Source organism: Pseudomonas sp. GW821-FHT11D10 (assembly GCF_058808435.1).
The window spans coordinates 147,332-167,389 of record NZ_JBXARR010000010.1 but is presented as its reverse complement, the minus strand read 5'-3'; the positions used below and the strand labels follow the sequence as shown (position 1 = coordinate 167,389).

General features: G+C 55.3%; 21 protein-coding genes. 20 read left to right on the top strand and 1 reads right to left on the bottom strand.

What is annotated here, in order from left to right; all coding sequences use genetic code 11:
* The first annotated feature begins 388 nt into the window (after positions 1-388).
* The 9 genes from AC1RT4_RS25170 to AC1RT4_RS25130 all read left to right on the top strand — a co-directional run bounded on the left by AC1RT4_RS25170 (position 389) and on the right by AC1RT4_RS25130 (position 7,444).
* Entirely contained in the window at positions 389-673 is a 285-nt protein-coding gene (locus tag AC1RT4_RS25170; protein ID WP_011335357.1) for a hypothetical protein, read from the top strand.
* A gap of 177 nt (positions 674-850) precedes the next feature.
* Positions 851-1,147 (top strand): integration host factor subunit beta, encoded by a 297-nt coding sequence (gene ihfB / locus AC1RT4_RS25165; RefSeq protein WP_011335356.1) that lies wholly within the window; start codon positions 851-853, stop codon positions 1,145-1,147.
* A 27-nt stretch (positions 1,148-1,174) separates the two neighbouring features.
* Positions 1,175-1,414 (top strand): lipopolysaccharide assembly protein LapA domain-containing protein, encoded by a 240-nt coding sequence (locus AC1RT4_RS25160; RefSeq protein WP_493088711.1) that lies wholly within the window; start codon positions 1,175-1,177, stop codon positions 1,412-1,414.
* Positions 1,415-1,641: 227 nt separating this feature from the next.
* Positions 1,642-2,718 (top strand): dTDP-glucose 4,6-dehydratase, encoded by a 1,077-nt coding sequence (gene rfbB / locus AC1RT4_RS25155; protein WP_011335354.1) that lies wholly within the window; start codon positions 1,642-1,644, stop codon positions 2,716-2,718.
* Complete coding sequence (gene rfbD / locus AC1RT4_RS25150; RefSeq protein WP_493088709.1) at positions 2,715-3,614, top strand: dTDP-4-dehydrorhamnose reductase; 900 nt, start codon at positions 2,715-2,717, stop codon at positions 3,612-3,614. The genes rfbB and rfbD overlap by 4 nt, the downstream gene beginning before the upstream one ends.
* Positions 3,611-4,501 carry a glucose-1-phosphate thymidylyltransferase RfbA gene (gene rfbA, locus AC1RT4_RS25145; protein WP_085647533.1) on the top strand — a complete coding sequence of 297 codons (891 nt, stop codon included), beginning with the start codon at positions 3,611-3,613 and terminating at the stop codon, positions 4,499-4,501. Before rfbD ends, rfbA begins: the two co-directional genes overlap by 4 nt.
* Before the next feature lie 53 nt (positions 4,502-4,554).
* Positions 4,555-5,478, top strand: coding sequence for a glycosyltransferase (locus AC1RT4_RS25140; RefSeq protein WP_493088706.1), 924 nt, complete (start codon positions 4,555-4,557; stop codon positions 5,476-5,478).
* Complete coding sequence (locus tag AC1RT4_RS25135; protein ID WP_493088704.1) at positions 5,475-6,437, top strand: UDP-glucose 4-epimerase family protein; 963 nt, start codon at positions 5,475-5,477, stop codon at positions 6,435-6,437. The genes AC1RT4_RS25140 and AC1RT4_RS25135 overlap by 4 nt, the downstream gene beginning before the upstream one ends.
* Entirely contained in the window at positions 6,434-7,444 is a 1,011-nt protein-coding gene (locus AC1RT4_RS25130; protein WP_493088702.1) for an MraY family glycosyltransferase, read from the top strand. Before AC1RT4_RS25135 ends, AC1RT4_RS25130 begins: the two co-directional genes overlap by 4 nt.
* Before the next feature lie 39 nt (positions 7,445-7,483).
* Here AC1RT4_RS25130 and AC1RT4_RS25125 read toward each other — a convergent pair whose 3' ends face one another.
* Positions 7,484-8,473 carry a glycosyltransferase family 2 protein gene (locus tag AC1RT4_RS25125; RefSeq protein ID WP_493088700.1) on the bottom strand — a complete coding sequence of 330 codons (990 nt, stop codon included), beginning with the start codon at positions 8,471-8,473 and terminating at the stop codon, positions 7,484-7,486.
* A gap of 295 nt (positions 8,474-8,768) precedes the next feature.
* Between AC1RT4_RS25125 and AC1RT4_RS25120 the strand changes: the two genes are divergently transcribed.
* The 11 genes from AC1RT4_RS25120 to AC1RT4_RS25070 all read left to right on the top strand — a co-directional run bounded on the left by AC1RT4_RS25120 (position 8,769) and on the right by AC1RT4_RS25070 (position 20,027).
* Positions 8,769-10,763, top strand: a complete 1,995-nt coding sequence (locus tag AC1RT4_RS25120) for a polysaccharide biosynthesis protein (RefSeq protein WP_493088698.1) — start codon at positions 8,769-8,771, stop codon at positions 10,761-10,763.
* 447 nt (positions 10,764-11,210) lie between these two features.
* Positions 11,211-12,029, top strand: coding sequence for an ABC transporter permease (locus AC1RT4_RS25115; RefSeq protein ID WP_085647540.1), 819 nt, complete (start codon positions 11,211-11,213; stop codon positions 12,027-12,029).
* Positions 12,019-13,335, top strand: coding sequence for an ABC transporter ATP-binding protein (locus AC1RT4_RS25110; protein ID WP_493088695.1), 1,317 nt, complete (start codon positions 12,019-12,021; stop codon positions 13,333-13,335). The genes AC1RT4_RS25115 and AC1RT4_RS25110 overlap by 11 nt, the downstream gene beginning before the upstream one ends.
* Complete coding sequence (locus tag AC1RT4_RS25105; protein ID WP_493088692.1) at positions 13,322-14,248, top strand: class I SAM-dependent methyltransferase; 927 nt, start codon at positions 13,322-13,324, stop codon at positions 14,246-14,248. Before AC1RT4_RS25110 ends, AC1RT4_RS25105 begins: the two co-directional genes overlap by 14 nt.
* A gap of 20 nt (positions 14,249-14,268) precedes the next feature.
* Entirely contained in the window at positions 14,269-15,351 is a 1,083-nt protein-coding gene (locus tag AC1RT4_RS25100) for a DegT/DnrJ/EryC1/StrS family aminotransferase (protein ID WP_493088690.1), read from the top strand.
* 26 nt (positions 15,352-15,377) lie between these two features.
* The gene (locus tag AC1RT4_RS25095) at positions 15,378-16,046 is read left to right on the top strand and encodes an acetyltransferase (protein WP_493088688.1); all 669 of its coding nucleotides are present in this window, start codon (positions 15,378-15,380) and stop codon (positions 16,044-16,046) included.
* Positions 16,043-16,510, top strand: a complete 468-nt coding sequence (locus AC1RT4_RS25090) for a MaoC family dehydratase (protein ID WP_011335340.1) — start codon at positions 16,043-16,045, stop codon at positions 16,508-16,510. The genes AC1RT4_RS25095 and AC1RT4_RS25090 overlap by 4 nt, the downstream gene beginning before the upstream one ends.
* A complete protein-coding gene (locus tag AC1RT4_RS25085) occupies positions 16,503-17,462 on the top strand; it encodes a glycosyltransferase family 2 protein (protein ID WP_493088685.1) in 960 nt (319 codons plus the stop codon). The genes AC1RT4_RS25090 and AC1RT4_RS25085 overlap by 8 nt, the downstream gene beginning before the upstream one ends.
* Positions 17,459-18,535 carry a glycosyltransferase gene (locus tag AC1RT4_RS25080; RefSeq protein ID WP_493088683.1) on the top strand — a complete coding sequence of 359 codons (1,077 nt, stop codon included), beginning with the start codon at positions 17,459-17,461 and terminating at the stop codon, positions 18,533-18,535. Before AC1RT4_RS25085 ends, AC1RT4_RS25080 begins: the two co-directional genes overlap by 4 nt.
* 144 nt (positions 18,536-18,679) lie before the next feature.
* Positions 18,680-19,015 carry a ComEA family DNA-binding protein gene (locus tag AC1RT4_RS25075; RefSeq protein ID WP_493088681.1) on the top strand — a complete coding sequence of 112 codons (336 nt, stop codon included), beginning with the start codon at positions 18,680-18,682 and terminating at the stop codon, positions 19,013-19,015.
* A 217-nt stretch (positions 19,016-19,232) separates the two neighbouring features.
* Positions 19,233-20,027 carry an SDR family NAD(P)-dependent oxidoreductase gene (locus AC1RT4_RS25070; protein ID WP_493088679.1) on the top strand — a complete coding sequence of 265 codons (795 nt, stop codon included), beginning with the start codon at positions 19,233-19,235 and terminating at the stop codon, positions 20,025-20,027.
* Positions 20,028-20,058: the final 31 nt, after the last annotated feature.

Here is a 20,058-nt window from a genome sequence, read left to right as displayed (position 1 = left end):
TTGGCGCGGCGATAATAACCATTTATGACGGTCTAGACCATCATTGGGATCCGATTGGTATCGGTTCTCCTCTGGAAGTGGATTGCATTGCGCGCAGGCGTTGCGGCGGGTTCGTATCGTCACCGGCAGTGCTTTTCTGGTGTTTTGAAGCGTTCGTTGAATTATTTTGTAACAAGAGCAGGGTAAGGTTTTAAGGGGGTTGGTCGGGCTGAATTCATCGTTTTTGCTCGCGAGGTGTGCGTCCCGTTCTGCCTGAGGTGAAATGGGTTTCCTCAGGTGGCGGGCGTTTATAAAGGAAACCAAGTTCGGTGCCTTGTGGTCTTTTCAGGACGGGACGGGTCTGAGTTGCCTTTGCAGGGTGTTGGTGGTGTCGAGGATGGGGAGGGGGATGAACAGGTTTATTGTTGTTGCGATGTTGCTGATCCTGGCGGGCTGTACAACCAACAGTAAAACCCATGTCGTTCGTGGCGAAACGGGTGTGCGCATCGATTGTTCGGGGCTTGGCTCCAGTTGGGAAAAGTGCGAAAAGCGTGCGGCTCGCGAGTGTCCGGCGAAGGGGTACAAGGTCGTGGCCAGGTCCAGTGATTCCAAGGAGGACGCCGAGGACTATCCATTCGGCTGGAACCCGGCCGGATACCTGACGCGAACGATGTTTGTGATCTGCAAACCGTGAAAAACACTGCCGGGACGGGGTTGGAGTTCTTGGGGTTCGGGCCGGCAGTCGGCGCGGCTCCGGGTCCTGTAAAGTTGAACTTGCGAGTTCGTCAATACTCAGGCTGTTCAAAATCTTCAGCGCATGCTAAAACCCTTTGTAGCGCTGATCTAGCTGCTTGAAAAAGAAGGGAAAAACATGACGAAGTCGGAGTTGATCGAACGAATTGTCACCCATCAAGGGCTGCTCTCATCCAAAGATGTGGAGTTGGCCATCAAGACCATGCTTGAGCAAATGTCCCAATGCCTTGCTACCGGTGATCGCATAGAGATCCGCGGGTTCGGCAGCTTCTCCCTGCACTATCGCGCACCGCGTGTTGGGCGGAACCCGAAAACCGGGCAATCCGTCAGCCTTGACGGTAAATTCGTTCCACATTTCAAGCCGGGCAAGGAGTTGCGTGACCGCGTAAACGAGGAAGAGGAGGGCGAGCTTTGATTTCGTCGAGATTTCGGAGCGTCGGTCATGCGTAACTTCAAGCGTGTAGGGTTCGTTGTATTTTTCCTGTTATTGATCCTGATGCTGCTGGCATTTGTCCTTGAAAATCAGCAATCGGTATCGTTGCTGTTTCTGGGATGGGCGGGGCCCCAGTTGCCTGTCTCTTTGATTGTGGTGCTGGCATTGCTGGCGGGCATGATAGTTGGGCCGCTTATAAGGGGTTTTCTACGTCTCGTGCCGCGTGGTTCACGCAAGCGACCTGTTTAAGGTCGATGCCCTTCAGACGTGTGTATGAAATTGCACAGCAGCTTGTCCATATCCATTAGTAAATCTTCCGGTAAACTGTAAAATGCTACGCCGTTCCGATGGTGGTTATCCCTGTCGGTGCAGGCTGTTTCTATCGAAAGCCTCCGCAAAGTTGATGGCTTTTGCATTCATGGATCAGGCAGGGCCCGGTTGGCGGTCCTCTCAGTAACTCAAGGGTATGGTTTCGCGTGAAAATTCTAGTCACCGGCGGTGCAGGTTTTATCGGTTCGGCAGTCATCCGACACATCATTTCCAATACCACCGACTCCGTTGTCAATGTCGATAAGCTCACCTATGCCGGCAACCTTGAGTCGCTCGCCGAAGTCAGCCAGGATTCGCGTTACGCATTCGAGCGAGTCGATATCTGTGATCGTGATCAGATCGACCGTGTTCTGCGTGAACATCAGCCGGATGCCATCATGCACCTGGCGGCCGAATCCCACGTCGATCGTTCCATTTCCGGCCCGTCCGAGTTCATCCAGACCAATATCATTGGCACCTACACTCTTCTCGAAGCGGCCCGCCACTACTGGGCGGCCCTCGATGATCAGCGCAAGGCCGCTTTCCGTTTTCACCATATCTCCACTGACGAAGTTTACGGAGACCTTGAAGGTCCCGAAGATCTCTTCACGGAAACCACACCGTATCAGCCAAGTTCGCCTTACTCGGCCAGCAAGGCCAGCTCCGACCACCTGGTTCGCGCCTGGGCTCGTACCTATGGCCTGCCAACGCTCGTTACCAACTGCTCGAACAACTACGGCCCTTGCCACTTCCCCGAGAAGCTGATCCCGTTGATCATTCTCAACGCGCTGGAAGGCAAGCCGCTGCCTGTTTACGGCAAGGGTAACCAGGTGCGTGACTGGCTTTACGTCGAAGATCACGCACGCGCCCTGTACAAGGTCGTGACCGAGGGCGTTATCGGCGAGACCTATAACATTGGCGGTCACAACGAAAAGCAGAACATCGAGGTGGTGAATACCCTTTGCGCCCTGCTTGACGAACTGCGTCCTGACTCCGCTCACCGTCCGCATGCCAGCCTGATCACCTATGTTCAGGATCGTCCGGGACACGATCAGCGTTACGCGATCGACGCCAGTAAAATCCAGCGTGAGCTGGGCTGGACGCCTGAGGAGACCTTTGAAAGTGGAATCCGGAAAACGGTCGAGTGGTATTTGAGCAATACTGAGTGGGTCGCTCACGTGAAGAGCGGCAGCTACCAACAGTGGATTGACCAGAACTACGCAGGTCGTTCGACAAAGGCATGAGAATCCTCCTTCTAGGAAAAAATGGCCAGGTGGGCTGGGAGCTGCAACGCTCCCTGGCGCCACTGGGCGAGCTGTTGGCCCTTGATCGTCACGCGGTAGATGGATTGTGCGGTGATCTCGCCGATCTGGAAGGCCTGCGCGCGACCATTCGCTCCATCAAGCCGGATGTGATTGTCAATGCGGCCGCCTACACTGCCGTAGACAAGGCCGAATCCGAGTCTGAGTGCGAGCTGGTGGATCTGGTGAACGTCGAGGCGGTTCAGGTCATTGCCGAGGAGGCGTCCTTCCTGGGTGCATGGCTGGTTCACTATTCAACCGACTACGTTTTCAGCGGAGAGGGCACGGTGCCTTGGCTGGAGGGCGATGTGGTTGCTCCGGTCAATCACTACGGCGCCAGCAAGTTTGCAGGCGAAGAGGCAGTCGTCGCGTCCGGCTGCAAGTACCTGATCTTTCGTGCGAGCTGGATCTACAGTGCTCGCGGAAACAACTTCGCCAAGACCATGCTTCGCCTGGCCAGAGAGCGTGAAACACTGAATGTGATCGACGATCAGATCGGCGCGCCGACCGGTGCGGATCTGATCGCCGATGTCACTGCACACGCCATTCGCCAGGTTTTGCAGCGCCCGGATCTGGCGGGCGTCTATCACCTGGCGGCGGCGGGTGAGGTGTCATGGCATGGCTATGCCCGGCATGTTGTCGAAGTGGCGAAAGCGCATGGCGAGACGCTGGCGGTGATGTCGATCAATCCGATTGAAACGACAGCTTATCCGACGCCTGCGCGTCGTCCCCGGAATTCGCGATTGAATACCCGGAAGCTGCGTGACAATTTTTCTCTACACTTGCCGGATTGGCAAAGTGGTGTAACCCGAATGCTTATGGAAGTTCTGAATAAATGACCACGACAAATCGTAAAGGCATCATCCTCGCTGGCGGCTCGGGCACTCGTCTGCATCCGTTGACCCTTGGTGTTTCCAAGCAGATGTTGCCGATTTACGACAAGCCGATGATCTTCTATCCGTTGTCGGTACTGATGCTGGCCGGCATGCGTGAAATCCTGATTATCTCCACGCCGGAAGATCTGCCATGCTTCAAGAAGCTGCTGGGTGACGGCAGCCTGTACGGTATCAAGTTGAGCTATGCCGAACAGCCTTCTCCGGATGGTCTGGCGCAGGCGTTCATCATCGGCGAAGAGTTCATCGGCAAGGACCCTTGCTGCCTGATTCTGGGCGACAACATCTTTTACGGTCAGCACTTCTCGGACAATCTGCGTTCTGCCAGTGCCCAGGCATCCGGTGCTACCGTGTTTGGCTATCACGTTTCCGATCCGGAGCGTTTCGGTGTTGTCGAGTTCGACAAGACGGGCCAGGCACTGAGTATTGAAGAGAAACCGCTGAAGCCGAAGTCCAACTACGCTGTTACCGGCTTGTACTTCTACGACAACGATGTGGTCAAGATCGCCAAGGGCATCAAGCCATCGGAGCGCGGAGAGCTGGAAATCACTGACGTCAACCGTGCCTATCTCGAGCAGAAGACGCTAAAGGTGGAGATGTTGGGTCGTGGTTTTGCGTGGCTCGACACCGGTACGCATGACTCGCTGCTTGAGGCCAGTCACTTCGTTCATACGATCGAGCAACGTCAGGGCTTGAAAGTGGCATGCCTCGAAGAGATCGCCTATCACAATGGCTGGATCACTGCCGAGCAGCTGTCCGCCCAGGCCGACGCGTTGAAGAAAACCGGATACGGGCAATATCTGCAGAAACTGTTGGATTCACCTGCTGACTGATTGGAAAGTCGTTTTCCTTTCAATGCTGCGTTCAACCGGTAAGCAGGATAGGCATGCCAGTAAACCCTCCTAAAGTTGCCGTGTTGCTGGCGGCCTACAACGGCATGCAATGGATCGAGGAGCAACTTTGCTCGATCCTTTCTCAGACAGGCGTTGATGTGACTATTCACATCAGCGTCGATCCCTCCAGTGATGGCACTGAATCCTGGTGTGCATCGTTCGCCGCTCGGCATTCGAATGTCGTTCTGTTGCCGCCGGCAGGGCGTTTCGGAGGGGCATCACGCAATTTCTTTCGTTTGATGCGTGATGTCGAGCTGGGCGTCTACGATTATGTCGCTTTTGCCGATCAGGACGACATATGGCGTCTCGACAAGCTGGAACGTGCCTGTCGTTTGTTGCACCAGCAGAGTGCGGATGCCTACTCGAGCAATGTGTCGGCTTTCTGGCCTGATGGTCGTACTCACTTGTTGGACAAGGCTCAGGCTCAAGTCGAATGGGATTATCTGTTCGAAGCTGCCGGCCCCGGCTGCACTTATGTTTTCACTCGGTCATTGGCAAGCGCAATCAAGGCGTCGATGGTTACCAACTGGCAGGCGTTGCAGGAGGTCAGTCTGCATGACTGGTATTGCTACGCATTTGCCCGAAGTCATCGGTATTCATGGCTGATCGATCCTGAATCAACCCTGCAATACCGGCAGCATGAGCGCAATCAGGTCGGGGCCAACACTGGGCTCGGTTCATTGGTTGTCCGGTACAAGAAGATCCATAACGGTTGGTGGTTTTCCCAGGCTCGACTGATCGCCTTGCTGGTGGGAAAGGAGCAGGATCCTTTCGTTCGTGGCTGGCAGGATTTGCGACGCTGGCAGTTACTGAAGCTGTCCCTGAGTGCCTGCAAGTGCCGGCGCAGGGGCAGGGACAAGTTGTTCTTTTTCATCGTGTGCTGGCTGACCGCGCTGGTTGGAAACAAGGCTGAATGAACGTGCCAAGAGTGTTGGTAACCGGTGCCCGAGGATTTGTCGGTGAGGCAGTAGTCTTCAGGCTGCTGCTTGATCGGCGAGTGGTTCCGGTGGCTGCCGCCAGGGGCGAGACGCGTCTCAAGGGCTTGTGTCCGATTGTGTCGCTGGAGCTCGGCGGTCAAACTGCGCTTCCTGATATGAACAGCATTGACGTCATTGTGCATGCCGCTGCGCGGGTGCACGTGATGGACGACTCGGCCTCTGATCCGCTGGCGGAATATCGGCGGGTGAATGTCGATGGGACCCTCCAGCTGGCGCAGCAGGCTGCAGCGGCAGGCGTCAAACGGTTTATTTTCATCAGCAGTATCAAGGTCAATGGCGAGCAGACCGAGCCCGGTCGGCCATTCACTGCGCTGGATCGGCCCATGCCGAAAGATCCGTATGGCGTTTCCAAGCTGGAGGCGGAACTTGCCTTGCAAAAGCTTGCTCAGGAGACCGGCATGGAAGTGGTCATCATCCGGCCGCCGTTGGTGTACGGGCCGAGAGTCCGGGCAAACTTTCTCAGCATGATGCGCTGGCTCGATAAAGGCGTGCCGTTGCCGTTCGGTGCGATCGATAATCGTCGAAGTCTGGTTTCGCTCACCAATCTTGTCGATCTCGTGGTGACCTGTATCGATCACCCGAGGGCTGCGGGGCAGGTGTTTCTTGTCAGTGATGGCGAGGATCTGTCGACGACCGCGCTCTTGCAAGGCATGGCGCGTGCGCTCGGGAAAAAAGCGGCACTGCTGCCGCTCCCTGCGGGATTGCTGACATGGCCTGCCAGGTTGCTTGGAAAAGGAGCGTTGGCTCAGAGGCTGTGTGGCTCCTTGCAAGTCGATATCAGGCATACGCGAGAGGTGTTGGGTTGGACACCTCCCTCTAGGGTGGAGAGGGCATTGCGCCAGACCGCTGACTATTACCTGGATACCAAGAACAAATGATTTTCTGGAGTATTTTGCTTGTCGTTTTTCTCCTGTCCTGGGGGTTGACGCTGGTCCTGCGGCGTTACGCGCTGGCCAGAAGCCTGATGGATGTGCCGAATGAGCGCAGTTCCCATTCGATTCCAACGCCCAGGGGAGGCGGTGTTGCGATTGTGGTGGCATTTGCCCTGGCCTTGCCGCTGCTGGTCTCGGCAGGGCTTTTCGAACAGGCCGCGATGATCGGTATTCTGGGCGCCGGATTGCTGGTCGCAGTGATTGGCTTTGCCGATGATCACGGACATATCGCTGCCCGTTGGCGTCTGCTTGGGCACTTTATTGCTGCCGGCTGGGCGTTGTTCTGGATCAAGGGGCTGGCGCCTGTCTCATTGTTTGGAGCACTGGTTGACCTGCGATTGCTTGGCGACCTGCTTGCCGTGATCTATCTGGTGTGGATGCTCAATCTATATAACTTCATGGATGGTATTGACGGCCTGGCCAGTGCTGAAGCCATCAGTGTCTGTCTGGCGGTCTGCGCGGTTTACGCATGGTGCGGCCATCCCGACTTGATAGGGGGCGCGCTGGTTCTGGCTGCGGCTGTCGCCGGTTTTCTTTGCTGGAATTTCCCGCCTGCGCGGATCTTCATGGGGGATGCCGGTAGCGGGTTTCTCGGCATGGTGCTGGGAGTCATGGCGCTTCAGGCGGCGTGGGAGAAGCCGGAACTGCTGTGGAGCTGGTTGATTCTGTTGGGTGTTTTCATTGTCGACGCTACCTGGACGCTGGTCCGGCGGTTGCTAAGGGGCGACAAGGTGTATCAGGCTCACCGTAGTCATGCCTATCAGCATGCCGCGCAACGCACTTCGAGTCATCTGGCCGTCACATCGGCTGTGGTGGTGATCAACGTGGTCTGGTTGTTGCCATGGGCGGTGCTGGCTGGAACCGGTGTTGTACCAGGTGTTCTGGGCTGTATGGTCGCCTACGTGCCGTTGGCATTTATCGCCTGGAAGTACAGGGCTGGCATGGCAGCGTAAATCGCCGTACTGACGGGCGCGGGCCCGTCAGTCGTCGGCTTAGATCTTGTTCATCAGCGTAGCGACGATCAGGCTGATGTTGCCTTTGAGTGTCTGGCGGTGGACTCCGCTTTTTCGCATTCGGTAAAGCCGTGCCGGCAGGCTGCTGCGTCGAGCGGTTTCGAACAGCTCCAGTACCTGCCTGTTTCTGTCGGTCAACCGGTCGCGAACGGTATGCAGGATGCTGAGGTTCTGGGTGCTCCACTGGCTGAAGCGTCCCGTGAACATTTTGCGCAATCGCAGGATCTGGTTTTTCAGATCGGCGTTGGCGCCGATCAGATTCCCTTCATGCTGACGGTAATGGAGAGAGGGGGTCGGGTCGTAGATTACCCGTCCGCCGCAGCCGGTGACCAGCAGGTAGGTCAGCCAGTCATGTGCGACGACCGGAGCATCATCGGCTACACGCAGCAAAAGTGCGCGGGCAGCATTATTGATCAGCATTGTGTTGGCGCCGGCGATGCTTTGAACCAGTGCGTTCTCGAAGCAGGGCGTGCGCAGGAACAGAGGCGAATAGCCGATAGGCTCGAGGCTTGAATTGACCAGTGCAGTTCGAGAGCAGTATAGGGCGGGGGCATTCCCTTCTTCGGGCAGCAAGTCGAGACTTCGGCTAAGTTTGTTTTTAAACCATATATCGTCTTGGTCGCTGAAACAGAAATAGTCGGCAATGATTGACGGGTTTTTCACAAGTGACAGAAAGTTTCTGGCAAACCCCTTTCGAGGTCCCTGCAGAATGACCAGTCGCTCATTGCCCAGTCGAAGTTGGTAGTCTTTCAATATATTCAGTGTTTCGTCAGACGAACCGTCATCCGAGACGTAGATTGCCCAGTTCTGATGGGACTGTTCAATAAATGAATCGAGTTGCTCTTTTAGAAAGCGCGCGCCGTTATAGGTACAGACCAGAATTGCAATTTTCTTGTTGTTTTGATCAGGCGTATCGGGTGCTGAGGAGTGCTGCATTTCAGGGGTTGATTCTTGGTTCGGCTTGTCCATGAATTTGATCTCAGGCTCCCTGATCATGCAGCGATTCGACATGAAGATATGACGGAAAGAAAAAGGCGGTAATGGCTGGCTTTGATATCGGGCGGGGTCGCGGAGCGGCAGGCGCCGAGCGCCGGTAAAGGGTTGCAGCTTAACAGACGCGCCGGGGTGCTGACGAGCGGTCCGGGCGCAGATGGCGTAACGCGGGCGCCGGCCGGTCACTTGGCAGTCGTATTCTCTGGTTGAAGGAGGATACAATGCCGGCTGGTTTATAGTTCATGGAGTGGGACGGTGATCGGGCGATTCAATGGATAAAATGCGAGCATTTCTGCTGGGTTTGCCGCGTCGTCAAAAACGACTGCTGCAGGTGGCCACCGACGTCGTTCTCGTCTGGGGGGCTCTGTGGCTGGCGTTCATCGTTCGCCTCGGAATCGATGACATGTACAACCCCATCAAAGTGCATGCCTGGCTCTTCGTCTGTGCCCCGCTTGTTGCAATCCCGCTGTTTATTCGATTTGGCATGTATCGCGCGGTCATGCGCTACTTCGGCAATGATGCACTAATTGCCATCATCAAGGCGGTCAGCCTTTCTTCACTGATACTCGCAGTAGTTGTCTACTGGTACAGCAATCATGAAAGTGTTGTCCCCAGATCCATCATTTTCAACTACTGGTGGCTGAGTCTGGTGATCATTGGCGGATTGCGCCTGTGCATGCGTCAGTATTTCATGGGTGACTGGTTCACCGCAGCCCAGCACGTACCGTTCACCAGTCGCGACGATGGCCTGACCAAGGTGGCGATCTATGGTGCCGGAGTCGCCGGTAATCAGCTGGTCGCGGCGCTGCGAATGGGGCGGGTCATGCGCCCTGTGGCATTCATCGATGATGATGCGAGTATCGCTGATCGGGCCATTTCGGGCCTGCAAGTCTATAAGCCCAAGCACATTCAGCAAATGATCGACGTGACGGGGGCTCAGGAAATTCTCCTGGCGCTGCCTTCATCGACCCGTGCCCGTCGCCGGGAAATCCTCAACTTGCTGGAAGGATTCCCTCTGCATATTCGCAGCGTACCAAGCTTTACCGACCTCGCCAGCGGCCGGGTAAAGGTCGACGACATTCAGGAAGTGGACATTGCTGATCTGCTGGGTCGCGATTCAGTACCGGCCCAGTCCGACCTGCTGGCTCATTGCATTACTGGCAAAGTTGTGCTGGTGACCGGCGCAGGCGGGTCAATCGGTTCGGAGCTCTGCCGTCAAATCTTCCTGCTGGGGCCGATTACGCTTCTGCTGTTCGATCACAGTGAGTTCAATCTATACAGCATCCTGTCCGAGCTTGAGCAACGCATCGCGCGCGAGTCCGTCTCCATTCGTCTACTGCCGATTCTCGGTTCCATCCGGCATCCCCACAAGCTCCTGGACGTCATGAAGACATGGGGCGTGGATACTGTCTATCACGCGGCCGCCTATAAACACGTGCCCATGGTTGAACACAATATTGCCGAAGGTGTGCTCAATAACGTGATCGGAACCCTCAATACGGCGCAGGCGGCATTGCAGGCAGGTGTTTCCAATTTTGTTCTGATTTCCACCGACAAGGCTGTACGCCCCACCAATGTCATGGGCAGCACCAAGCGACTTGCCGAGTTGACCCTGCAGGCGCTGAGTCGTGAGCTGGCCCCTGTACTGTTCGGCGACAAGGCCAATGTGTCTCGGGTCAACAAGACGCGATTCACCATGGTGCGTTTCGGAAATGTGCTGGGTTCGTCGGGGTCGGTGATTCCGCTGTTTCATAGTCAGATCAAATCCGGCGGTCCGCTGACGGTCACTCATCCCAAGATCACCCGCTATTTCATGACGATCCCGGAAGCTGCGCAGTTGGTGATCCAGGCCGGCTCCATGGGGCAGGGGGGAGATGTATTTGTGCTGGACATGGGAGAACCGGTCAAAATTGTCGAGCTCGCTGAAAAGATGATTCACCTGTCCGGCCTCAGTGTGCGTTCGGAAAAGAATGTGCACGGCGATATTGCAATCGAATTCACCGGGTTGCGACCCGGGGAAAAACTCTATGAAGAACTTCTGATCGGTGACAATGTTTCGGCGACGCCACACCCCATGATCATGAGTGCCAACGAGGACCTCATTCCCTGGGACGTGCTCAAGGTTCGGCTGTCGGAATTGCTGGCAGCAGTCGAAAAGGACGACTACTCCCGCGTTCGGCAGATTTTGCGCGAAACCGTCAGTGGCTATGCCCCCGATGGAGAAATTGTCGACTGGATCTATCAGCAGCGTCGCCTCGACCCTTGAAGGTGCGGGTATGAGTAAAGAACGCGTCGCGAGTGGCATCTGAATCCGGCCTGTAAGCGTCATTGCAAGGCGCCCGGTTGGTGGATCCAGCCGGCGCCGCGGTGTTCTTCGATGGCGTTTTACGGTATCCTCGGCGGGCCTTTCTGGCTGGGGTCAGGGCGCTGTTTTTTATATTTGCACAGGATTGCGCGGATGTCCGGATTCAACAAATCTCATGCTTCTCATTGATAATGAAGGCATGGATTTTTCATATTTCGAGAAACTTTCGAACTGTAAAACTTTAGATACTATTTCGTGGCCATGGACTGCAATCAAAAGGGCGGCGTTGTTGTGATTGTCCCGTTTTTTTTTGCCGTTCGTTTTTGTATTCAAAGAATGGAAGATGTTTGGTATGACGGGCAGTGCGGTCCAGCGTAAGTTTGGTGTCAACTCAGAGGCCATTGCCTGATGCAAGATTTTTCTACATTACCGCGTGAAATGGTTGCCAGTCTGGTTCGTAACCGGACGTTGATAAGGGCATCTATCAAGCGGGAGGTGCTGGGGCGCTATCGTGGATCGGTTCTGGGTGTGCTCTGGTCGTTTTTCAACCCGGTCTTCATGCTGGCTGTCTACACATTTGTCTTCAGTGTTGTGTTCAAGGCGCGCTGGAGCGGTGGCAGCGATTCGAAAACCGAGTTTGCCCTGATCCTGTTCGCCGGTCTGATGGTATTCAGCCTTTTCGCGGAATGCATCAACCGGGCGCCGGGCCTTATCGTGTCCAATGCCAACTATGTGAAAAAGGTGGTGTATCCCCTGGAAATTCTTCCCTGGGTAAGCCTCGGCGCAGCCATGTTCCATGCGCTGATCAGCCTGGGTGTGTGGATGCTGGCCTACCTGATTTTCTTCGGCGTGCCACACCTGACGGCTCTGTATCTGCCTCTGGTGGTCATGCCCCTGGTATTGGTGATGATGGGGCTTTCCTGGGGATTGGCGTCTCTGGGAGTCTATTTGCGGGATATCGCGCAGTTCATCGGTATCCTCACTTCCGTACTGATGTTTCTGTCGCCTATTTTCTATCCGGCGAGTGCGTTGCCTGAGGCGTATCGGCCGGTACTGATGCTCAATCCGTTGACGCCTGTCATCGAGCAGGCCCGGGACGTACTGTTTTTTGGCCGTGCTCCGGATTTTTCAATTATCGGTATCTATTTCCTTATAGGGCTGTTGGTCATGTGGTTAGGCTTTGCCTGGTTCCAGAAAACACGCAAGGGGTTTGCCGATGTCCTCTGATTCGGATATTGCGATCAAGGTTGAAAATCTGAGCAAGTGTTATCAGATTTACGACCAGCCCCACGATCGTTTGAAGCAGTTCCTGGTGAAGGGCCGCAAATTCTATCGAGAGTTCTGGGCGCTCAACGACGTCTCTTTTGAAATCAAGAAGGGTGAGACAGTCGGCATCATCGGGCGTAACGGCAGTGGCAAGTCCACGCTGTTGCAGATGATTTGCGGCACGCTCAATCCAACCAGCGGCAGTGTAGAGACCCATGGTCGTATCGCTGCGCTTCTGGAGCTGGGTTCAGGGTTCAACCCCGAGTTCACCGGGCGCGAAAACATCTACATGAATGCTGCGGTGCTGGGTTTGAGCACCGAGGAGACCGACGCCCGCTACGACAGAATCGTCGAGTTCGCGGACATCGGCAGCTTTATCGAGCAGCCTGTCAAAACCTATTCCAGCGGGATGATGGTGCGCCTGGCGTTCTCGGTGGCAATTCACGTGGAACCGGACATCCTGATCGTCGATGAAGCGTTGTCGGTCGGCGACGCCTACTTTCAGGCCAAGTGCGCAAAAATGATCCAGGGGATCATCGCGGCAGGCTCGACGGTCTTGTTCGTCAGCCATGACACCGCCTCAGTCAAGTCACTTTGCAGTCGGGCCCTGTTGCTCGAGTCAGGGCGAAGCCGGTATCTGGGCGATGTGAACACGGCAGTGGAAAAGTATTACTCTGCCCTGATCGAAAGCCAGCGTGTGGACCGAGGCCCCGAGGAAACGGTCAAGCAGACTGCGGCGGTGGCGTCGGAATATACCGATGGTGTCGAGTCATTCCAGTCCATGGCCAGTTTTCAGCGGATACAGAACGGTGTTGCCGAGTTCATCAACGTAGCGTTGCTGAACGAACGCGGTCAGATGATCGACGCGGTGGACTTCGGGCAGACGGTGGTGCTGCGCCAGGTGGTGCAGGTCCACAAGTCTGTTCCCAGCCTTGGCCTGGCTTACCACATCCGTGACAAGAACGGGCAGGACATCATCTACTCCGATACCGGTATCGAAGGTAACCGGCATCTGGTCGATGTCGAGGCCGGCAGTGTTCACGTGATTGAATGGACGTTTACCGCGCATCTGCGAGAAGGGCACTACTCTGTTTCTTCCATGCTCGCAGAGCCGGTCAATCTGAATATCGGTGAGGTCGTCGTGGCGGACTTTGTTCCCATTTCGACGAAGTTCTCACTTTCCAGCGCGGGACATCCACAGATTTACGGAGCCGCGTACTGGGGTAACAAGGTAAGCATGCGAGAAATCAAAAATGGCACAGACTGATCAGAAACTTCACCTCGGATGTGGCTCGGTCACATTCCCCGGCTGGATCAATATCGATCTTGACTCCCCCACGGCCGATCGATTGCTCGATCTCACTGAGCCGTTGCCGTTTGCGGATTCCTCGGTCAGCCATATTTTCAACGAGCATTTCATTGAGCATGTCACTCGGGAACAGGCCGTAGCGTTCCTGAAAGAATGCTTTCGGGTACTGACGCCTGGTGGAGCGATTCGTATCACCACGCCCAACCTGCGTTTTCTGACCCACTCCTACTTTTCAGACAGCAAGAACGAGTGGGGCGATCTCTGGCAACCGAATTCGCGATGCCAGATGATGAACGAAGGAATGCGTTCCTGGGGGCATCAGTTTGTCTACGATGCGGAAGAGATGACCCGGGCGATTGGTGAGGCCGGATTCAAGTCCATTGTCTTTCAGTCGTATCGCAAAAGTGCCGATGAAGTGTTTTCCGGCCTTGAGTCCCGTCCGTTTCACAACGAACTGATTGTCGAGGCACGCAAGTCTTCGGCCGTTGACGTGGACGTCGATTTTTCCGCTGTCACTGAGAATGAAACCACCTGGCTTGCAAGCGGCGCCAGCGTACAGGCCAACGAGCACGCTTCCGTGAAAACGGCGCTGGAGTCTGCTGCCCGCGCGGAGTTCATCGAGGTTCAGTCCGCACGCATCCGCGAGGTCGAAGCGGAGTTGCTTGCCCAGCAAGCGCTCGTTCAGCAACAGGCCGGCAATGCCGATGCAAGGCTTGCGGAAGTAGAAGGCATCTCCCAATCGCTTGCGGCTCAAGTGCAGGCGAGCGAAGCGCTCAAGTCGCAACTCGATGAGGCCAGGGCGGAGCTGCAGGCCTGTCAGATGTCCTGGTGTGGACGCATCAAATCTTTCTTTAACAGAACTGCACAATAAGTTTCGTCTTCGGGGCGCGCATGAATATTCCTGTTACCAAGCCGTTTGTTCCTCCTTTCGCCGAGTATCAAAAGTACCTGCAAGGGGTTTGGGATCGTGAATGGTTCACCAACAATGGACCATTGGTTAACGAACTTGAGTTGAAGCTCAAGGAAGAGCTCGACGTCGATCATCTGCTGTTTGTGGGTAACGGTACCATTGCCCTGCAAATTGCAATTCAAGCCCTGGAGCTGAAAGGTGAAATCATCACCACGCCTTTCAGCTACGTCGCCACGACGTCCAGCATCGTCTGGGAAAAGTGCACGCCGATCATGGTGGATATCTGCCAGGACACGCTGAATATCGATCCGGCGAAAATCGAACAAGCGATCACTCCGCAAACCACGGCCATTCTGGCAACCCATGTGTTCGGCAATCCCTGCGATGTCGAAGCGATCGATGCGGTGGCCAAAAAACATGGCTTGAAAGTCATCTACGATGCCGCTCACGCCTTTGGTACGACCCATAAAGGGCGTTCCCTGCTGGCGTACGGAGATATTGCAACTTGCAGCTTTCATGCGACCAAACTTTTTCACACCATCGAAGGTGGAGCGGTCGTTACTTCCGATCCTGAAATTCTGAAAAGCATGGCCATGAAGAGAAACTTCGGTCATACCTCGTTGACTGATTTCGGTGGCGTCGGCGTCAATGGCAAGAACTCGGAAGTTCACGCTGCAATGGGGCTGACGAATCTGAAGTATGTCGAAGAGATCCTGGCCAAGCGCGAGGAACTCTGTGACCACTACAAAGCGAACCTGACTGACCTGCCTGTCAAGTTTCAGAAAATTGCACCGGATACGCAATACAATTATTCCTACTTCCCGGTGATCTTCGAAAGTGAAGAAAAGCTTTTGGCTGTCATGGAAGTGCTCAACCTCCACAATATCTATCCTCGGCGCTATTTTTACCCGTCGCTTTCCAAGCTTCCATACATCCACGATCAAAGCTGCCCGATCTCGGAGGCTGTTTCCTGCTGCATCATATGCCTGCCGCTTTACCACAAACTGTCGATGGAAGAGATCGACATGATCTGCCGACTCATCAAGCGCTCTGTCAGGTATTGAGTGAATTTTCGGATCAGGAGATTTTGATGAAAAAGTATTACGGAATCATCGGTGCAGGAGGTTATGGCAGAGAGGTCATTCCCCTGGCGCGTGCTTCTCTTTCAGCATCGCTTGCAAGCGGTGACGCGGAGCTGTTTTTCGTTGTTGAGGGCGAAGGTTCGGCCGAAACGGTCAACGGTTTTCCGGTGGTGAGCATGGACGCGTTCCTGGCGCTGTCCGGTGAGCGTTATTTCAGTATCGCCATTGGTGCTTCCGATGTCAGGGAGCGTATCGCCCGGCTGTGCGAAGACCAGGGCGCGATGCCTTTTTCCGTGATTGCTCAAAACGTCGTGATCCTCGATGCCAATGAAATCGGTGAGGGGGCGGTGCTGTCCCCGTTCGTGACCGTGACGTCGAACGCGAAGATCGGCAAACATTTCCACGCCAACCTCTATTCCTATGTGGCGCACGACTGTGTGGTCGGCGACTTCGTGACCTTTGCCCCCGGCGTCAAATGTAACGGCAATGTCGTCATCGAAGATCATGCCTACATCGGTACTGGCGCCGTGATCAAGCAAGGCACGTCCAAGCGGCCCCTGACGATCGGGCGTGGGGCCATTGTCGGGATGGGGGCCGTGGTGACCAAGAGTGTCGCGCCAGGCGACACGGTCATCGGCAACCCCGCACGGCCTCTGCGCGAGGCGCTGCGCAAATGACAACGCTGAATGATTTTCTGAGCGGGCTCTCCATCGAGCAGATTGAAGTCGGGATGCAGGTTTCCTATTCCCAGACCATCACGGACGCCGATGTGAAAGCCTATGCAGGGTTGTCCGGAGACAATAACCCGGTGCACATGAGCGACGAGTACGCAAAGGACTCGCGGTTCAAGGCGCGTATTGCTCACGGGCTGTTTTCCGCCGGTTTCTTTTCCGCATTGTTCGGCACCCGATTGCCGGGTCCGGGTTGTGTGTATGTCTCGCAGAATCTGGTGTTCAAGGCGCCGGTCTATCTGCAGGACACCGTCGTTGCCATCGTCTGTGTCAAAGATGTCAACGTGCGCAAGAGAATTGTCACGTTCCGTACCTACTGCACGGTCAAGGACCAACTGGTCATTGATGGTGAGGCGCAAATCTATGTTCCGAAGAAACCAGCAGCTGCAGAGGGTTCGGTAAGTGCTTAAGGAAAAGGTTGCTCTCTCGGTTCTACTGGTTTCCTACAACCATGAAAACCATATCCGTCAGGCGCTGAATGCCTTGTTCGGGCAGATTTTCGACGGACCGATAGAACTGGTGGTCGCGGATGACAAATCGACGGACAGTACGCTTTCCATCATCAGGGAATATGAAGGAATCGACAGTCGCTTTACATTCAAGTATCTGGATTACAGCGAAAACCTCGGTATTACCAAAAACTATAAGCGCGGCTTCAATGCCTGTTCCAATGAATACGTAGCAGTGCTTGAAGGCGACGATTACTGGGTCAGTCCGCACAAGTTGAGTCGCCAGGCAACATTCCTCTCGGAACATTGGGAGTCCGACGTGTGCGGGGTCAACTACTTTGTCTACGAAGAAGACCGAGCCCAGCTTACCCCGCGGGTGCCTGTTTCGACCGGGCACCGGTTCATCACGGCCAGAGAGCTGATTGCCGACAACATCATCGGCAATTTTTCCACGTGCATGTACCGCCGCTCGGCGTTTGCCAGGCTGCCGGATGCCTTGTTCGATATCAAATCCTACGATTGGATTACCAATATCGTACTGGCACGCACCAGCGTGATCGGTTTTCTGCAGGAACCCATGTCTGTCTATCGTCTGCACACCGCCGGCGTCTGGACGCAAACACCTCATGTGGAAAAGCTCAAGGCCCAGCTTGATGTGTTGCCAGCGTACGATGCGCTGACCGACGGCGTGTTCCATGAGGACTTTGAACTGCTTGCCAGTCGTCTGCGCCACGTCATTACCGCGTCGCAGATCGGACATGTGGCCGAGACGGTCAGTCAGCCGGTCATTCGTGCCGTGCCGACGCTGCTCAACTACATGCCGCCGATCCTGATTGTCGTGATCAAGTCACTCATGCCTGTTGCGCTCAAAAATCTTATTGTCAGAGTTGTGAAACGGAGTCGGTCGGTATGAGTTCCCCTACAGTTTCCGTGATCATGGCAACCTATAATCACGCCCCTTTTGTGGCCGAGGCGATCCAGAGTGTCCTTGGGCAGACCGGTGTGGATTTCGAGTTCCTCATCTCCGATGACGGCTCTGCCGACAACACGCGGGACGTGGTCGCGTCCATCAAGGACGAGCGGATCAGGTTCTATCCCAATGAAGTCAACCGCGGCGCCGGTGTTGTCACCAATGAATTGATCCAGCGTGCAGAGGGCGAGTTCATCGCACTGCTCAACTCCGATGATTTCTGGAGCACCAGAGACAAGTTGGCTGTCCAGGTTCAGTTCCTTCGGGACAACCCCCAGGTAGGCGCCTGCTTTGGCCGGGCCTGTTTTGTCGATAAGGACGGTCGTCCAATGGACAAGGCGAGCATTCCGTCAGGCGATGTATTCGACCAGCCGAACCGCTCCCAGGGTGAATGGCTGCGGCGGTTCTTCGAGCTGGGCAACTGCATCTGCCATCCGACCATGCTCATCCGGAAAGCCTGCTACGACGAGTTGGGCATGTACAGCAACAGGATGCGTCAGCTTCCCGACCTGGATATGTGGATTCGCCTGCTCAAGCATTACCAGATCCATATCTTCGACAAGGAAATGATTACCTTCCGTTTGATGCCAGGGGAAAACGCCAGCAGCCAGACCGTGACCAACTCGATCCGGACCATCAACGAACACTATCTGATTGCCGAGAATTTCTTTGACGACGTGACGGCCAAGCAACTGACTGAGGGGTTCTCGGATCTGTTGCGCATCAAGCCCATCGCGTCCGACATCCACCTTGATATCGAAAAGGCGCTGTTGTACCTGGCTCACAATCAGTGGCTCGGAAAGCCTTACCAGATGATCGGGATCCTGAAGCTCAATGCACTGCTGAACAGCCCTGAGCACCACAAGGTCATGGTTGAGCAATACGGGATGGATGACCGCTGGTATCAGAAAGAGCTGGGAGAAATAGACGTTCTGCGACCGCGGGTCGTGGCTGTCATGAGTCAGCAGAAATCCCGGGCAAGACACTTTCTGCAGCGTTTTTTTCCCAAGGGATAAATGCGGATGATCGGGTTCGCTTGAAGATCTGATTGTTACATAAGCGGTAACAGATGCATTTTTGACATCTCCCAACCATCGCCTAAGTTTGAGAGGCAGCTTCGGAAAAGCTGCTTTCTCAAAACATGTCATGGAGCGTCAATTATGCGTACCGGTTATTTCTACTCGTTGCTCTTCGCTTTTCTCGCCAGCGCCTCGATTGCCGCCGTTGCGGCGCCAGGGGGGACTTCCGAGAACATCAGGGCGCCATTGGTGCTTGACGCTGCCGCTTCATCCCAAAGCGAAAAGGTCGATCTCAACGGTGCCGATGCAGCGACTCTGCAAAAGGAGTTGGCCGGTGTGGGAGAGGCGAAGGCAAAAGCGATTGTTGCCTATCGTGAGGCTAATGGACCTTTTGCATCGGTGGACGAACTGCTTGAAGTGAAAGGTATCGGCAAGGCGATCCTCGATCGCAATCGCGACAAGCTGGAAGTGAACTAAGCTGATTGTTCAACGCCAAGGGGCCGGTCATTGACCGGCCCTTTTTGCTTCCAGCCTCCTTGAAATGTCGCAGGAGGGCGATTGCCTTTCCGTCGGATAATGGAAAATTACGACTATCATATTGCCTTTGGATTATGCCTATAATAATTTCAGTCGCCACTGAAGCCCTCTGCTTTTCAGCGGTCGCTCATTCCTCACGCATTCCAGGAGTATCGTCATGAATTCCCCGAAATCCCAAGGCACGGCGCTGGTCACTGGCGCTTCTTCCGGCATCGGTGCGGTGTATGCCGAGCGGTTGGCGGCACGTGGTTTTGACTTGTTGCTGGTGGCTCGCGATCAGGAGCGCCTGGAGTCCGCGGCCAGCAAGCTGCGGGATGCCCATGGTGTTCAGGTCGAAGTCCTGAAGGCCGACCTGACGCAAAAGGATGAAGTGCTCAAGCTTGAACAACGCCTGCGCAGCGATTCCAGTATCAGCCTGCTGGTCAACAATGCGGGGGTGGCAGTCAATGGCTTGCTGGCCAACGCCGATCCCGATGTGCTGGAGCAACTGATCCAGTTGAACGTCACAACCCTGACCCGGCTGGCAGCCGCAGCAGCCTCTGCGTTCACCCGCGCCGGGCGTGGCACGATCATCAACATTGCGTCCGTGGTCGCGTTGTTCCCCGAACGTTTCAACGCCACCTACAGCGCCAGCAAGGCTTACGTGCTGAGCCTGACGCAATCGCTCAATACCGAACTGGAAGGCACCGGGGTCAAGGTGCAAGCGGTATTGCCCGGAGTGACCCGCACCGAAATCTGGGAGCGCTCCGGTTTTGATGCCAGCGGCATTCCGGCGGAAATGGTCATGGAGGCGGGCGAGATGGTCGATGCTGCACTGTCCGGTCTGGATCAGGGCGAGCTCGTCACGATTCCTTCGCTGCCCGATGCAGGCGAGTGGCAAGCCTTTGTTGCCGCCCGTCATGTAATGGCGCCCAACCTGTCCCACAGTTCGGCGGCCAGCCGCTACAAGTAAAAGACTTTTGAGTCGCGAGAGGTCAACCCGA

Coding starts and splice junctions, on each gene's coding strand:
- AC1RT4_RS25130 (WP_493088702.1), top strand. CDS start 6,434: ATGATTTTCTGGAGTATTTTGCTTGTCGTTTTTCTCCTGTCCTGGGGG.
- AC1RT4_RS25135 (WP_493088704.1), top strand. CDS start 5,475: ATGAACGTGCCAAGAGTGTTGGTAACCGGTGCCCGAGGATTTGTCGGT.
- rfbA (WP_085647533.1), top strand. CDS start 3,611: ATGACCACGACAAATCGTAAAGGCATCATCCTCGCTGGCGGCTCGGGC.
- AC1RT4_RS25100 (WP_493088690.1), top strand. CDS start 14,269: ATGAATATTCCTGTTACCAAGCCGTTTGTTCCTCCTTTCGCCGAGTAT.
- AC1RT4_RS25125 (WP_493088700.1), bottom strand. CDS start 8,473: ATGGACAAGCCGAACCAAGAATCAACCCCTGAAATGCAGCACTCCTCA.
- AC1RT4_RS25090 (WP_011335340.1), top strand. CDS start 16,043: ATGACAACGCTGAATGATTTTCTGAGCGGGCTCTCCATCGAGCAGATT.
- AC1RT4_RS25110 (WP_493088695.1), top strand. CDS start 12,019: ATGTCCTCTGATTCGGATATTGCGATCAAGGTTGAAAATCTGAGCAAG.
- AC1RT4_RS25115 (WP_085647540.1), top strand. CDS start 11,211: ATGCAAGATTTTTCTACATTACCGCGTGAAATGGTTGCCAGTCTGGTT.
- AC1RT4_RS25105 (WP_493088692.1), top strand. CDS start 13,322: ATGGCACAGACTGATCAGAAACTTCACCTCGGATGTGGCTCGGTCACA.
- AC1RT4_RS25075 (WP_493088681.1), top strand. CDS start 18,680: ATGCGTACCGGTTATTTCTACTCGTTGCTCTTCGCTTTTCTCGCCAGC.
- AC1RT4_RS25170 (WP_011335357.1), top strand. CDS start 389: ATGAACAGGTTTATTGTTGTTGCGATGTTGCTGATCCTGGCGGGCTGT.
- AC1RT4_RS25095 (WP_493088688.1), top strand. CDS start 15,378: ATGAAAAAGTATTACGGAATCATCGGTGCAGGAGGTTATGGCAGAGAG.
- AC1RT4_RS25140 (WP_493088706.1), top strand. CDS start 4,555: ATGCCAGTAAACCCTCCTAAAGTTGCCGTGTTGCTGGCGGCCTACAAC.
- AC1RT4_RS25070 (WP_493088679.1), top strand. CDS start 19,233: ATGAATTCCCCGAAATCCCAAGGCACGGCGCTGGTCACTGGCGCTTCT.
- AC1RT4_RS25080 (WP_493088683.1), top strand. CDS start 17,459: ATGAGTTCCCCTACAGTTTCCGTGATCATGGCAACCTATAATCACGCC.
- ihfB (WP_011335356.1), top strand. CDS start 851: ATGACGAAGTCGGAGTTGATCGAACGAATTGTCACCCATCAAGGGCTG.
- AC1RT4_RS25120 (WP_493088698.1), top strand. CDS start 8,769: ATGGATAAAATGCGAGCATTTCTGCTGGGTTTGCCGCGTCGTCAAAAA.
- AC1RT4_RS25160 (WP_493088711.1), top strand. CDS start 1,175: ATGCGTAACTTCAAGCGTGTAGGGTTCGTTGTATTTTTCCTGTTATTG.
- rfbD (WP_493088709.1), top strand. CDS start 2,715: ATGAGAATCCTCCTTCTAGGAAAAAATGGCCAGGTGGGCTGGGAGCTG.